Raw genomic sequence first — 14050 nt, forward strand, 5'->3', positions numbered from 1 at the left:
AGGCTCGCCGCTAGCGGCTCCGGCATGACGACGCGGTGACGCGCGGGTGAAGGCGATGACAGCTTGGGCGGGCTCAGCCGCCGATTTCGATCTGGTCGGCAGTGTCGACCGCGATCCGCGTCTGGAAATATCGCCCCACCGGCACCCGCCGCGCGACGCCCTTCACGCGCACGCGCTTGCCGGTCAGCACATCCTGCGGGAACGCGCCGAGCCGCTCCTTCAGCGCATTGATCGCCGCCGCGTGCAGCTCGATCGTCAGGTTGCCCGCGTCCTTGTAGTTGGCAGCCGAGTTCAGATAGGCGTTGAAGCCCGACGCGCCGGTCGATCCCACGACGAACTCGAACACGCCCGTCACCTCGCCCGATTCCGCCGCCGCCACCGCCTGTGCCGGGGTCATCGGCGCCGCAGTCTGGGCCATCGCCGCCGGTGAAAGCACGAACGCGACCGCGAGCATTATCCGTTGGAACCGTGTCATCCCGTCTTCTCCGCCTTGCGTGCCTTCATCTTCTCGCGGAAGCGATGCGCCCAACCGGGCCTCGCTTCCTGCCGGGCGCGGCCCAGCGCCAGTGCGTTGGGCTCGACATCCTGCGTGATCACCGATCCCGCCGCGACGATCGCGCCGTCGCCGACGCGTACCGGCGCGACCAGCGCGCTGTTCGATCCGATGAACGCACCATGCCCGATCTCGGTCCGCGACTTCTGAAAGCCGTTATAATTGCACGTGATCGTCCCCGCGCCGATATTCGCGCCCGAACCGACCACGGCGTCGCCCAGATAGGTGAGGTGGTTCGCCTTCGCGCCGGGGCCGAGCACGGTGTTCTTGGTCTCGACAAAATTGCCGACCTTGCTGCCCTGTTCCAGCAGCGTACCGGGGCGCAGCCGCGCATAGGGGCCGATCTGCGCGCCGCTCAGCACCGTGGCACCTTCCAAATGGCTGAACGCGTGGATCGTCACCTTGTCGGCGATGCGGACGCCGGGGCCGAACACGACATTCTGCTCGATCGTCACGTCGCGGCCGACCACGGTATCGTGCGCGAACCACACCGTCTCCGGCGCGATCAGCGTCGCGCCCTCGGCCATCGCCCGTGCGCGGCGCGCGGCCTGCCAAACCGCCTCCAGCCCGGCCAGTTCGGCGCGGCTGTTGACGCCTGCAACCTCGTGCGCATCGGTCTCGATCACCGCGCAGTGACGGCCATCGGCAATCGCCAGCATCACGATGTCGGGCAGATAATATTCGCCCGCCGCATTCTGGTTCGTCACCCGCCCCAGCAGCGCGAACAGATCGCGCGCGGCAACCGCCATCAGCCCCGAATTGCACAGAGTCTCGGCGCGCTCCTCAGGCGTCGCGTCCTTATACTCCACCATCCGCGCGATCCGCCCCTCGCCATCGGCGATCACCCGGCCATAGGCGCCCGGATCGGCGGGGCGGAAGCCCAGAACGACGGCGGCAGGGGCGTCGCCCGCGTGCAGCCGCTCCAGCATCCGCTGCATCGTCGCGGTCGTCACCAGCGGCACGTCGCCATAGAGGATCAGCACGTCGCCGTCGAAGCCCGCCAGCGCGTCCTCCGCCATCCGCACCGCATGGCCGGTGCCGAGTTGCTCGGTCTGCGCGACGGTCTCGGCGCCGTGCGGCTGCACCGCCGCCTCGACCTGTTCGCGCCCCGCGCCGACCACGACGATCGTGCGCGCAGGGTTCAGCGCGGCGACGCCGTCGATCAAATGGAGCAGCATCGGCCGCCCCGCGATCGGGTGCAGCACCTTGTGCGTATCGGATTGCATCCGCGTACCCTTGCCCGCGGCAAGGATGATCGCGGCGATCTGGCCTGTCATGGAAACCTCCGGAGGCGCGATCCCTGCCACGATAGTCTTGCCAATTCCATAGCAATGCGGGCAGTCGCGGGGGCATGGCGGATTTCCCCTTCGACATTGTCGGCTTCGATCTCGACGGCACGCTGTTCGACACCAGCGGCGATATTGCCGCCGCGCTGAACCGGGTGCTGGCGGACAAGCGCCGCGCGCCGCTTACGGTCGCTCAGGTCGTACCGATGATCGGCGGCGGACTGCGCGCGACGCTGGAGCGCGGGCTTGCGGCGACCGGCGGGAGCGATCCCGCGACGGTGGAGGCGGACCATGCCGCGATGCTGGCGCATTATGCCGCGCACATCGCCGATCACACCCGCCCCTATCCGGGCGCCGTCGCGGCGCTCGACGCGCTGCGGGCGCGGGGCGTGAAAGTGGCGATCGTTACCAACAAGCTGGAACGGCTGGCCACCGCGATCGTCGACGCGCTGGGGCTGGCCGACCGCTTCGCGACCGTGATCGGCGGCGACACGCTGGGGCCGGGCAAGGCCAAGCCCTCACCCGCGCTGCTGGAGGAAATGGTGCGCCGCTGCGGCGGCGGGCGCGCGGCGTTCGTGGGGGATTCGGCGTTCGACGTGCAGGCGGCGCGAGCAGCGGGGATGCCGGTGGTGGCGGTGGAGTGGGGCTTTTCCAACGAGCCTGTTGGGGGACTTGGGGCAGATGCGGTGATTGCGCGGTTCGATGCGCTGGTGGCGGTGCTGGAGGGGATTGGGGCGCGCCTCTGAGGGGCACTTGTAGGGCCACCCGAGCGAAAAGCCGTGGATTGCGACCATCCCGGCATGGCGGCATAGCGCCACCATGCGAACGCGGATCAAGATATGCTGCATTGCCTCCCCGGAGGAAGCGCGAATGGCAATCCATGCAGGCGCAGACGCATTGGGGCTCGTAGCGCATATGCCGTCGGGACCCGGCCCGATCTCGGACGAAAGGATCGCCGAGGTTACGGCGATCGTGCCGCCGCCGGTGGCAACCTTCCTGCTGACGTCCGAGACAAAAGCCGAGGCGATCTCGGCGCATATCCGCGCGACCAACCCGTCGACGGTGCAGATCGTGTCGCATATCGACCCGGCGGAGTCGGCGAAACTGGCGATGCTGGAACCACATGTGCGCCGCGTTCAGGTCATTCATGTCGAGGGGCCGGAAGCGATCGACTTGATTCCCCTCTATGCGCCGCACGTCCGCGCCTTCCTGCTGGACTCGGGCAGGCCCAACGCCGCGATTGCCGAGTTGGGCGGGACGGGTCGGGCGCATGATTGGGCGGTCAGCGCGGCCTTTGTGAAGGCCACGGAAAGGCCGGTGTTCCTCGCCGGGGGCCTGTCCGCCGCAAATGTGGGCGGATGCTATCCGGCAGGTCCGGCCTTTTGGTGTGGACCTATGCTCGGGGGTCCGGACCAACGGTCGGCTTGATGCCGAAAAGCTGGCGGTATTCGTGCTGGCCGTCGCGCAAGCGGACGCGGCGGTGGCGATCCCGCAGGTCGCGGTTAGGGAGGGAATTGCCTGATGCCAGGCGCCGCACGAAGTCGCGCGCTTCACAATCCTCCTCCGCCAGGAGGAGGATCAGGTAGCGAAAACTCCCGCTCAGTTGCGAATGTTTGGCATTGGCGAGTAACACTGTGAGAATGACCGCTGAACAACGTTCAAAACTATGGGCCTTCGCTCGGGGAGATATCGCTGAGACACCTTTCGAGAAGTGGTTTCTCGCGCAGGACGATCTCGAATCTCCACTCGGGGAAGACCTGCATTGGAGCCTTGCTTCAGCCGATTATCGCGACAGGGACGTGGTATGGAAACTTCGTAAGTCGCTTGCTCAACATCTTGGGGCGCACGAGGGGTGCGAATGCGCTTCCCTTCGGGACCTCGCCGCTATTCCGATGGGTGGTGACGGACTCGACGAGCGGGTGTTTGCGACGATTGAAAATGTGCGGGATCATGGAGGCGATCTTTGGTGGCTTCATCTGTCGAGATGTAGCGAATGTGGTCAGCATTGGATGATCGCTCAGGAGGAGCGCATTTTTGACGAATATTTTCTACGGCGAATTAACAAAGAATCGGCAGAACGTATATTGGAAGACAATTGGCCGGATGAATTTATCACCTACGAGCGCGTATTGAATATTGGACATAACTTCGACACGCCGTGTGTTTTCTTGAACGCAATGTCGGGATCATTGGCCTGGTCAGCAGAAGATTTGCGAAAAGCGCGTCCAGAAATCACTGTTGACGAGATTGCGCGCTTGCTTGGAGTGACGCCTAAGAACGCGACGCGCCTACTTCGGGCCAACGGCAGCTAACTACCCCCCTCAAGGCCGGTGCCCCATCCGCCACTTCGTCCACAAATGCCGCACCAGCATCGCCGGCGGCATCCGGATCGCATGGCTGCGCATGAAGAACCCCAGCCGCGTCAGCCGCCGTGTCGGCCTCCCCCAGCCGTCGCGGGCCAGCAGGCGGCGGCGGTAGAGGGGGTCCGCCAAATCCCATTCGCGCCACCGATCCGGGATCGGCGTGCCGTACAGCGCCTCGGTCATCCGCAGCGCGCGCGCCACGGCGCGGCCCAGCCCGTGATGCGCCGCGCGCGCCTCCAGCCCGTCGGTGCCGAATTCGCCGATCAGGCAGTGAATGTCCCACAGATTGCGCATCCCCCCGGCCAGATCGCCGTCGGCGAACAGATGCGCGGCGGCGTGGCACAGCATGTCGGCGGGCGACAGCATCCGCAGCCCCTCGCCCACCACAACGCTATCCCCGATCAGCCCCGCCGCATCGGGGGTGATCCGCGCAGTGGGGGGCAGGATCGTGTGGTGGACGTCGATCATCCGGTCGCGCTCGCGGTGGATCATCGGGGGCAGTTCGTGCATCCAGCGGCGGTAATAGGCATCGTCATAGGCATTGGGCTTCACCCATTCCCATCCCGCGGCGAACAGCGCCGCCTCCGCATCTTCGATCCGGTCGCGCGGCACGAGGATGTCGAGGTCGCCGATCGCACGCCCCACCCCCGCCGACAGCCCGGCGGCGACGAAGGCGGTGCCCTTGAGCAGGATCACTGGCAGCCCGGTCCCCGCCAGCGCACGGCGCGCCATCTCCGCTTCCCACAGCGCGACAAGGCGGCCCTGTTCGGCGGAGGCGCGCGCATCGCTCAGCACCCGCGCGGCGGCGGGTGGGATGGGAAGCCCCTCGACGCGGTGCGCCAGCGTGCCGATCAGTTGCTCGGCACGCGCGATGGCGAGCAGCGCAGTCCAGCCCGCGCCGTCCAGCGCCAGCACCGCGTGCGGATCGCGCAGCGCGCGCGCCAGGATAGCGGCGTCGTTCACAGCCCCGCCCATATCCGCTCGATCATCGCGATCGCGCTCTCGCCATCAGGATAGTCGATCGCGCGCGCGGGCACCGACTGGACCAGCCCGGTCAGCGCATCGAAACCGCGTTCGCCCATCGCGACATAGTTGGTCGATGCCTGGGTCAGCCGCACGAAGGTCTCGCTGGGATAGACCGTGCGCACCGCCGCCTCGAACCCGAAGCCGGGGAAGAGGATCAGCGCCGGCGCGGCGGGCGTCGCCATCGCGGCGATGGCACGGGCATCGGGGACGAGGTGGCGGATGATGCCCTTCGGCGTCCCCACCAGCACCGGGCCGAAGCGCCCGTCGGGCAGCGCCGCCTCGACCACCGGAATCGCCTGGTTCTTCAGGCTGATGAGCCGCGGGAAACCAAGGATGTGCCCCGTCGCCGGATCGAGCAGCGCGAACTCGTCCCCCATCAGCCGCCATCCGCGCGCCATCAGCAGCGCCGCCAGCGTCGATTTGCCCGCCCCCGACGCGCCGGTCATCACCAGCGCGCGCCCGTCGCGCTCCACGGCGGAGGCGTGGAGCAACACATAGCGCCGCTGGCCCAGCGCCATCTGGAGGTTCATCCCCATCTCGGCAGCCAGCAGCCCCTGCGCGAGCGGGAGCGGCGCGGCATCGGGGATCACGAAGTCGCCGCCGATCTGCACCGACGGGCGCAGCACGCGGCGCCACGGGCGCGCGGCGAAGAGGTGGACGTTGAAATCGGGGATGCCGTCCTCGGGCGCCGGATAGTCGCGGTACAGAGCGTCCAGCGCCGCAATGGGCGCACGCCAGTCGCACCCGATGCGAAAGCCGATCGGCCCGATCCGCAGCTGCGTCACATGGCGCATAGCCGCTCCACCAGCCCCGCCGCGACCAGCTCGTCGAGCCGCACCGCCAGCGCCAGCGGATCGGCATCGACCAGGTCGAACGCCGTGCCCAACCGCGCGAGCAGCCCGTCGACGCCCAGCGGCGCATCGGCCAGCGCCTCCAATATCTCGGGCACCGGCGTATCGACGATATGCGTGATGCCAGAGCTGCGGTGATAAACCAGAGTCAGCGCATCGAGCGGCACGATGCGGAGCGTCGCGGGCGCCGCCGCGCGGTACAGGGCGCCCGCCACGGCGATCAGCCGCGCGGCATTTGCAGCGATGCGAAGCAGGTGAAGCCGCTGGTCCCCGATTGCAGCCGGCGGATGTAGTTGGTGTAGGCGCGGCTGCGTTCGTAATCGGCGCCGGGCAAATTGCCCCCGGCAAGCGCGCGCCTGACGTCCTCGCCCTTGAACGGCGCGCCCGGCGGCGGGAAGGCGCCGGGGGTGTTGGGCGGTACCAGGCTGCCGTCGGCGGCGATGAAATTGCCTGCGCGGCCCGGATCGGGGACGGGAATCTCGCACGCCATCACCGATGCACTGGTCTGCGCCAGCGCCGGGCGAATCGACACGATCGCCGTCGCTCCGGCAGCGCCGAGCATGAGCGCCCGGCGACGATCGGCGCGTGGGGGTACGGTTTCTTCGGTCATCCTGCCCCTTTCCTGCGCCCTGCCGCCTTTCGCAATCGTAAATCACTGCTCGCATGGCGCCGCGGTTCCGCTAAGGAAGGGACCATGCCCCCGCCCTCCGGAATGCGCGCCTTACTGGCGCTCGGTGTCGCGATCATCGCGGCGCTGGCCAGCCTGCTCCTCAATGGCGATGTCCAGGCGGCTTTGGTCGTCCTCGTCGTCGCGATCGCCGCGGTGCTGGTCGCGACGGGCGGCGGCGATGCGCAGCCTGCGCCCCTGCCCGCGATCCTCGCGCCGCCCCCGCCCGACCCGGGGATCGGCGAAGTGATCGAGGCGATCGGCGAGCCCGTGCTCGTCATTTCGAACAACAGCGTCCAGGCGGCCAATCGCGGCGCGCGGCAATTGCTGGGCGACCACATATTGGGCGAGGACGTCCGCGTCGCGATCCGCCACCCCGCCGCCGCCGAACGCCTGCTCAACCCCAGCGATGCCGCGCCCGGCGCCCCCATCCACCTCGTCGGTCTCGGCTCGCGCGAACAGCGCTGGGAGATGCGCGTACTGCGGCTCAGCGACGGGCGGCGGATCGTGCATCTCGGCGACCGCACCGGCAGCTATGCCGCCGAGCGGATGCGCGTCGATTTCGTCGCCAATGCGAGCCATGAGCTGCGCACCCCGCTCGCCTCGCTGCTCGGCTATGTCGAGACGCTGAGCGAGGATGCCGGCGACGACGCCGCGACGCGCAACCGCTTCCTCAAGATCATGCACGGCGAGGCGCGGCGGATGCAGCGGCTGATCGACGACCTGATCTCGCTCAGCCGGATCGAGGCGGAGAAATACCGCCTGCCCGACCAGAGCGTCCGCCTCCCCGCGCTGATCGAGGAAGTCTCCACCGAATTGTCGGGAAGCCCGCGCGCCGCCGACCTGGTGACGCAGATCAGCGACGTCCCCGCAGTGCTCGGCGACCCGACCCAGCTCAGCCAGCTGCTCCACAATGTCATCGGCAATGCGATGAAATATGGCCGCGACGGCACCCCGGTCACCGTCACGGTGCGGCCCGAGGGCGAATCGATGGTGCGCCTGACCGTCGCCGACGAGGGCGAGGGCATCCCGTCGCAGCACCTGCCGCGGCTGACCGAGCGCTTCTACCGCGTCGATTCGGGGCGCAGCCGGTCGCTGGGCGGCACCGGGCTGGGCCTCGCGATCGTCAAGCATATCGTCGAGCGCCACCGCGGCCGCATCGATATTTCCAGCGTCGTCGGCAAGGGCACGACCGTGACGATCCTGCTGCCCGTCCAGCGCGTGTCATAAAGGCGTAACCCTGCGGGCCGATGGGCAGCGCCATCGGGCCAGGTACGCCGACGCGTCCCGCATGTGCGACAGGAGAATGACGATGTTTCGCCGCGTGGCATGGATTGCCCTCGCAGCGGCCTCGCTTGCGGGCTGCGACAGCGATGCCGCGCGCGAGATTCGCGTCGTCGGCTCGTCGACCGTCTATCCCTTCACGACCGCCGTGGCCGAAGCCTTTGTCAACGCCAAGAGCGGTCGCAAGGCGCCGGTGATCGAATCGATCGGCACGGGCGCGGGGTTCAAGCGCTTCTGCGACGGCATCGGCCGCCAGTTCCCCGACATTGCCAACGCATCGCGCCGGCTGAAGCGCACCGAATATGACAAATGCAGCGCCAATGGCGTCGGCGAAGTCATGGAGATCCTGATCGGAATCGACGGCATCGCGCTCGCCGAATCGAATGCCGGCCCCGGTCTCGCGCTGACCAAGAAGGACGTGTATCTCGGGCTTGCGGCTAATCCGATGGGCAAGCCCAACGCGACCCGCACGTGGAAGGACGTGAACCCCGCGCTTCCCGCAATCCCGATCCAGGTGATGGGCCCACCCTCGACCAGCGGCACGCGCGACGCCTTTGTCGAGCTGATCCTCGAACCCGGCTGCCTCGAGGCGATGCCCGAGGCGAAGGAACTCAAAAAGGCCGTCGACCCCGCGCAGTTCGACAAGGCCTGCCGCCGCATCCGCGAGGACGGCGTCTATGTCGACAAGGGCGAGAACGACAATCTGATCGTCCAGGGGCTGGCGCAGAACCCGAATGCGCTCGGGCTGTTCGGCTACAGCTATCTCGAAGAGAATCTCAGCCGGCTGCACGGCGTGCCCGTCGACGGCGTCACGCCGACCTATGAGACGATCGCGAGCGGCCATTATCCGGGGGCGCGCCCGCTCTATCTCTACGTCAAGAAACGGCATCTGAAGGCCGTTCCCGGGCTTCAGGATTTCCTCACTCTCTACGCGACGATGTGGGGACCGGGCGGTCCGCTGGTGAAGCGCGGATTGATCGCGGCGCCGCAAAAGCTGCGCGATCGCAACGCCGAGGCGATCCAGCTGGGGATTGCGCTCAACCCGGCAGAGTTGCACTGAACGCTACGCGAACGCCCCGGAGCACGTCCGGGCACAAGGCTGAAATGGGTCCCGGGTGAACGTCTACGCGCTTTTATTCCTGATTGCCGGGCTGGGTCTGATCGGATGGCTGACCGCGCGTGCGCGCGCCGCGCGCTTCGACCGCGGCCCGCAAAAGCGCCTCCATTCGCTGCCGTCGCAGCATGGCTGGTACGTGGTGCTGTGGATGATGATCCCGGCGCTGCTGTTCCTCGCGGTGTGGAACGGACTGACGCCGGGGCTGGTCCGCCAGGCCGCGCTGCAGGACCCCGCCGCCGCGCAGCTTTCGGACTTCGATTTCGAGCGCGACGCCGTGCTGTCGGAGGCGCGGCGCCTGTCGGAGGACCCGCAGGCGACCGGCGATCCGCTGGCGCACCAATTGTCGCACGCCGTCGGCGAAGCGCGTTCGCGCTACAAATGGATCGGGACCGCAGTGGCGGTGCTCCTCGCCTTTGCCGGCGGCGCCTTCGCCTTCACGCGGATTCGTGCCAGCTTCCACGCCCGCACCCGCGTCGAACGCGGGGTGATGCTGTTGCTGCTCGTCGCGTCGCTGATCGCGATCCTGACGACTTTGGGCATCTTCCTCTCGCTGCTATGGGAGTCGCTCCGCTTCTTCCAGCAGGTGCCGATCACCGATTTCCTGCTGGGCACGCATTGGAGCCCGCAGGTGATCGACGCCGCCGATCCGGGCGCGTCGCTGGGCGCGGTGCCCTTGTTCTGGGGAACGTTCTTCATCGGCGCGGTGATCGCGATGCTGGTCGCGATTCCCTTCGGGCTGATGAGCGCGATCTATCTCACCCAATATGCCGCGCCGCGCGTGCGCCGCTGGATGAAGCCGATCCTCGAGATTCTCGCGGGCGTGCCGACCGTCGTCTATGGCTATTTCGCCGCGCTCACCGTGGCGCCGGCGGTCCGCGATCTCGCGGTGTCGCTGGGCTATACCTATGCCAGTTCGGAAAGCGCGCTTGCGGCAGGACTGGTCATGGGGGTGATGATCATCCCGTTCGTGTCGTCGATGGCCGATGATTCGATCGCCGCCGTTCCCACCGCGATGCGCGACGGCAGCCTGGCGATGGGCGCCACCACCAGCGAGACGATCTCGCGCGTGCTGATCCCCGCCGCGCTCCCCGGCGTCGTCGCGGGCATCCTGCTCGCGGTCAGCCGCGCGATCGGCGAGACGATGATCGTGGTGATGGCCGCATCGGGCGCCGCGAAGATCACGCTCAATCCGTTCGAGAGCGCAACCACCGTCACCAAGCAGATCGTCGACCTGCTGACCGGCGAGGCCGAGTTCGACAGCCCCAAGACGCTGGCCGCGTTCGCACTGGGGCTGACGCTGTTCGTCATCACGCTGCTGCTCAACATCGTCGCGCTCCGCGTCGTCAAACGCTATCGGGAGGCGTATGAGTAGCACGATCGTTCCCACGGTCCCGACCGGCGCGCACGAGCCCGCCGAGCGCGCACCGACCGACTGGCGCACCCAGTCGATGCAGAAGCGCATCCGGCGCCGCTATGCCGCCGAGCGGCGCTTCCGTTTCTTCGGCATGGCTGCGGTGGTCCTGTCCGCTGCGTTTCTCGCCTTCCTGCTCGTGACGATGGTCGCGCAGGGATGGCGCGGCTTCACGCGCACCGACATCGCGATCGAGATGAACTTCCCCGCGATCGCGCTGCCGGTGACGGCTGCCCAATTGCGCAGCCCTGCGGCGGACCTGGCGCTTGCCGGGGCGGGCCTTGAGAACGCGGTCAAGGCGGCGGCGGCACAGCAATTCGGCGAAGGCGGCGACGATTTCATCTCCGATCGCGCCTGGGTGAAGGTGCGCGACGCCATAAAGGCCGATCCCGCGATCCTCACGCGCACGGTCCGGTTCGCGGTCCCCGCATCCACCAAGATCGACCAGGGAACGCGCAACGGTGGCGAGCCCGAGTTCCGGGCGGCGGCGGCGCGGCTCCAGGCGGCGGGACTGCTGTCGCGCAGCTTCAACGGCAATTTCCTGACCGCGTCGGATTCGACCGATCCGGTCGCGGTCGGCATCTGGGGCGCACTCAAGGGGTCGCTGCTGACGATGGCGGTGACCTTCCTGATCGCCTTCCCGGTCGGGGTGCTGTCGGCAATCTATCTCGAGGAATATGCCCCGCGGAACCGCTGGACCGACCTGATCGAAGTATCGATCAACAATCTGGCGGCGGTGCCCTCGATCATCTTCGGCCTGCTCGGGCTGGCGGTGTTTCTGGGGAGCTGGCAGATTGGCGGAGTCACGGTCGGCCCGCTGCTGCCGCGTTCGGCGGCGCTGGTCGGCGGGCTGACGCTCGCGCTGATGATCATGCCGGTGATCGTGATCGCCAGCCGCAACGCGATCAAGGCGGTGCCGCCGTCGATTCGCGACGCCGCGCTCGGTATCGGCGCCAGCCCGATCCAGGTGGTGTTCCACCATGTCCTGCCGCTCGCGATGCCCGGCATCCTGACCGGCACCATCATCGGCATGGCCCGCGCGCTGGGCGAGACCGCGCCGCTGTTGCTGATCGGGATGCGCGCGTTCATGGTGACTCCGCCGGGCGGGTTCACCGATCCCGCCACGGTGCTGCCGGTACAGATATTCCTCTGGTCCGACGAGGTCAGCCGCGGCTTCGTCGAAAAGACCAGTGCCGCGATCCTCGTCCTGCTCGCCTTCCTGCTCGCGATGAACGGGCTCGCTATTTATCTTCGCAACAAATTCGAGACCCGCTGGTGATGACGCAAGCTGCCCATAAAATGACCGCGCGCGACGTCAGCGTCTTCTATGGCGACAAACAGGCGGTGAAAAACGTGTCGATCGACATCGACATGGATCACGTCACGGCCTTTATCGGCCCGTCCGGCTGCGGCAAATCGACCTTCCTGCGCACGCTGAACCGCATGAACGACACGATTTCCTCTGCCCGTGTCGAAGGTGCGATCACGCTGGACGGCGAGAATATCTATTCGTCCGACATGGACGTGGTGCAGCTCCGCGCGCGGGTCGGCATGGTGTTCCAGAAGCCGAACCCCTTCCCCAAATCGATCTTCGAGAATGTCGCTTATGGCCCGCGCATCCACGGGCTGGCGCCGTCCAAGGCCGATCTGGACCTGATCGTCGAGCGCTCGCTGAAGCGCGCCGGGCTGTGGGAGGAAGTGAAGGACCGGCTGACCGACAGCGGAACCGCGCTTTCGGGCGGCCAGCAGCAGCGGCTGTGCATCGCGCGCGCGATCGCGGTCGATCCCGAAGTGATCCTGATGGACGAGCCCGCATCGGCGCTCGATCCGATCGCGACGGCGAAGATCGAGGAACTGATCCACGAGCTGCGCGGGCGCTATGCGATCGTGATCGTTACGCATAACATGCAGCAGGCGGCGCGCGTCAGCCAGCGTACGGCGTTCTTCCACCTGGGCCAGCTCGTCGAATATGGCGAGACCGACCAGATCTTCACGGCGCCGCGCCAGGAGCGGACCAAGGACTATATCACCGGAAGGTACGGATAATGTCGACCGGCCACGAACATACCGTCAAGGCGTTCGACCAGGATATCGGCCAGCTTCGCGGGCTGATCTCGCAAATGGGCGGGCTCGCCGAACAGGCGATCCACGATGCGATGACCGCGCTCCAGCGCGGCGACCTCGCGCTCGCCAAGGAAGTCCGCCGCAAGGACAAGCAGATCGACGCGATCGAGGCCGAGCTGGAAAAGCTCGTCGTCCGGGTGATCGCGCTGCGCGCGCCGATGGCCGACGATCTGCGCGAGGTGATCGCCGCGCTCAAGATCGCCGCGGTGGTCGAGCGGATCGGCGACTATGCCAAGAACATCGCCAAGCGCGTGCCGATGATCCACGCCGTAGGCGAGGAACGGATCGAGGCGCTGTCGCTGCTGCCCGCGATGGCGCAGATGGCAAGCGACATGGTCCATGACGTGCTCGACGCCTTTTCGGCGCGCGACGCGGAGACGGCGGCGGCGATTTGCGAGCGCGACAATGCGCTGGACGATTTCTACGATTCGATCTTCCGCACGCTCGTGACCTTCATGGTCGAGAACCCGCGCACGATCAGCCAGGTTGCGCACCTGCTGTTCGTCGCCAAGAATATCGAACGAATCGGCGACCACGCGACAAACGTCGCCGAAATGGTCTATTTTGCCGCCACGGGCCGTTATCTCGCCGAGCGCGATGCCGGCGAGCCCGGCGCGAACTGAGGATTACCCATGGCTCGAGTGAAGATGCTTCTGGTCGAGGACGACGCGGCGATCGCCGAGCTTGTCACCTGGCACTTCAAGCGTGAGGATTACGAGGTCAAGCACACCCCCGATGGCGAGGAAGCGTTGCTGCTCGCCAAGGAGGCCACGCCCGACATCGTGCTGCTCGACTGGATGGTCGAGGGGCTTTCGGGGATCGAAGTATGCCGCCGCCTGCGCCGGATGCCCGAGACCGCGAACGTGCCGATCATCATGCTGACGGCGCGCGGCGAAGAGGAAGACCGCGTGCGCGGGCTGGAAACCGGCGCCGACGATTATGTCACCAAGCCCTTTTCCCCGCGCGAGCTGGTCGCGCGGGTCGGCGCCGTGCTGCGCCGCGTGCGCCCGGCGCTGGCGGGCGAGGCGCTGAGCTATTCCGACATCGAGATGGACACGGTGGGGCACAAGGTCCGCCGCGGCGGCGAAATCATCTCGCTCGGGCCGACCGAATTCCGCCTGCTCAAGCATTTCCTCGAGCATCCCGGCTGGGTGTTTTCGCGCGAGCGGCTGCTCGATGCGGTGTGGGGGCATGATTCGGACATCGAATCGCGCACCGTCGACGTCCATATCCGCCGCCTGCGCAAGGCGATCAACCAGGGCGATCGGCCGGACATCATCCGCACGGTGCGCTCCGCCGGATACGCGCTGGACACGGGGAACTAGTCCACACGCGGCGCCGCTTTGCGCGCTCACCGATAGAGTCTAG

16 protein-coding genes are annotated in these 14050 nt (G+C 67.3%); 10 read left to right on the forward strand and 6 right to left on the reverse strand.

Going from position 1 to position 14050, the window contains the following annotated elements:
• Window positions 1–73 precede the first annotated feature (73 nt).
• Entirely contained in the window at window positions 74–475 is a 402-nt protein-coding gene (locus tag TS85_RS13870; RefSeq protein ID WP_155006420.1) for a hypothetical protein, read from the reverse strand.
• On the reverse strand, window positions 472–1830 hold the full coding sequence (gene glmU, locus TS85_RS13875) for a bifunctional UDP-N-acetylglucosamine diphosphorylase/glucosamine-1-phosphate N-acetyltransferase GlmU (protein WP_044332922.1): 1359 nt from the start codon (window positions 1828–1830) through the stop codon (window positions 472–474). The genes TS85_RS13870 and glmU overlap by 4 nt, the downstream gene beginning before the upstream one ends.
• Window positions 1831–1904: 74 nt before the next feature.
• Between glmU and TS85_RS13880 the strand changes: the two genes are divergently transcribed.
• The 3 genes from TS85_RS13880 (at window position 1905) to TS85_RS25460 (ending at window position 4151) form a co-directional block, all read left to right on the forward strand.
• A complete protein-coding gene (locus tag TS85_RS13880) occupies window positions 1905–2585 on the forward strand; it encodes an HAD family hydrolase (protein ID WP_044332924.1) in 681 nt (226 codons plus the stop codon).
• A gap of 124 nt (window positions 2586–2709) precedes the next feature.
• On the forward strand, window positions 2710–3267 hold the full coding sequence (locus TS85_RS13885) for a phosphoribosylanthranilate isomerase (protein ID WP_265102094.1): 558 nt from the start codon (window positions 2710–2712) through the stop codon (window positions 3265–3267).
• Between the two features lie 212 nt (window positions 3268–3479).
• Window positions 3480–4151 (forward strand): hypothetical protein, encoded by a 672-nt coding sequence (locus TS85_RS25460; protein WP_155006421.1) that lies wholly within the window; start codon window positions 3480–3482, stop codon window positions 4149–4151.
• A 9-nt stretch (window positions 4152–4160) separates the two neighbouring features.
• On the opposite strand, the gene TS85_RS13890 is transcribed toward TS85_RS25460, so the two are convergent.
• Genes TS85_RS13890 through TS85_RS13905 form a run of 4 tightly spaced genes read right to left on the reverse strand, consistent with a single transcriptional unit; the run spans window position 4161 to window position 6689 of the window.
• Window positions 4161–5177 (reverse strand): nucleotidyltransferase domain-containing protein, encoded by a 1017-nt coding sequence (locus TS85_RS13890; protein WP_044332925.1) that lies wholly within the window; start codon window positions 5175–5177, stop codon window positions 4161–4163.
• On the reverse strand, window positions 5162–6022 hold the full coding sequence (locus TS85_RS13895; protein WP_044332926.1) for an HprK-related kinase A: 861 nt from the start codon (window positions 6020–6022) through the stop codon (window positions 5162–5164). Before TS85_RS13895 ends, TS85_RS13890 begins: the two co-directional genes overlap by 16 nt.
• Window positions 6010–6294, reverse strand: a complete 285-nt coding sequence (locus tag TS85_RS13900; RefSeq protein ID WP_044332928.1) for an HPr-rel-A system PqqD family peptide chaperone — start codon at window positions 6292–6294, stop codon at window positions 6010–6012. The genes TS85_RS13895 and TS85_RS13900 overlap by 13 nt, the downstream gene beginning before the upstream one ends.
• 5 nt (window positions 6295–6299) lie before the next feature.
• Window positions 6300–6689, reverse strand: a complete 390-nt coding sequence (locus TS85_RS13905) for a hypothetical protein (RefSeq protein ID WP_044332930.1) — start codon at window positions 6687–6689, stop codon at window positions 6300–6302.
• A gap of 84 nt (window positions 6690–6773) precedes the next feature.
• Here TS85_RS13905 and TS85_RS13910 point away from each other — a divergent pair, with 84 nt between their 5' ends.
• From TS85_RS13910 to phoB, 7 genes are all read left to right on the forward strand, one after another.
• The gene (locus tag TS85_RS13910) at window positions 6774–7976 is read left to right on the forward strand and encodes an ATP-binding protein (RefSeq protein ID WP_044332932.1); all 1203 of its coding nucleotides are present in this window, start codon (window positions 6774–6776) and stop codon (window positions 7974–7976) included.
• A 76-nt stretch (window positions 7977–8052) separates the two neighbouring features.
• Window positions 8053–9090, forward strand: coding sequence for a substrate-binding domain-containing protein (locus TS85_RS13915; RefSeq protein WP_044332933.1), 1038 nt, complete (start codon window positions 8053–8055; stop codon window positions 9088–9090).
• 55 nt (window positions 9091–9145) lie between these two features.
• A complete protein-coding gene (gene pstC / locus TS85_RS13920) occupies window positions 9146–10519 on the forward strand; it encodes a phosphate ABC transporter permease subunit PstC (RefSeq protein WP_044332935.1) in 1374 nt (457 codons plus the stop codon).
• Window positions 10512–11837 (forward strand): phosphate ABC transporter permease PstA, encoded by a 1326-nt coding sequence (gene pstA, locus TS85_RS13925; RefSeq protein WP_044332936.1) that lies wholly within the window; start codon window positions 10512–10514, stop codon window positions 11835–11837. Before pstC ends, pstA begins: the two co-directional genes overlap by 8 nt.
• Complete coding sequence (gene pstB, locus TS85_RS13930; RefSeq protein ID WP_044332937.1) at window positions 11837–12604, forward strand: phosphate ABC transporter ATP-binding protein PstB; 768 nt, start codon at window positions 11837–11839, stop codon at window positions 12602–12604. The genes pstA and pstB overlap by 1 nt, the downstream gene beginning before the upstream one ends.
• The gene (phoU, locus tag TS85_RS13935; RefSeq protein ID WP_044332939.1) at window positions 12604–13305 is read left to right on the forward strand and encodes a phosphate signaling complex protein PhoU; all 702 of its coding nucleotides are present in this window, start codon (window positions 12604–12606) and stop codon (window positions 13303–13305) included. Before pstB ends, phoU begins: the two co-directional genes overlap by 1 nt.
• A 9-nt stretch (window positions 13306–13314) precedes the next feature.
• Window positions 13315–14007, forward strand: a complete 693-nt coding sequence (phoB, locus tag TS85_RS13940) for a phosphate regulon transcriptional regulator PhoB (RefSeq protein WP_044332940.1) — start codon at window positions 13315–13317, stop codon at window positions 14005–14007.
• The last annotated feature ends 43 nt before the right edge of the window (window positions 14008–14050 follow it).

It is taken from the genome of Sphingomonas hengshuiensis, from assembly GCF_000935025.1.
GTDB classification, from domain to species: Bacteria; Pseudomonadota; Alphaproteobacteria; order Sphingomonadales; family Sphingomonadaceae; genus Sphingomonas; species Sphingomonas hengshuiensis.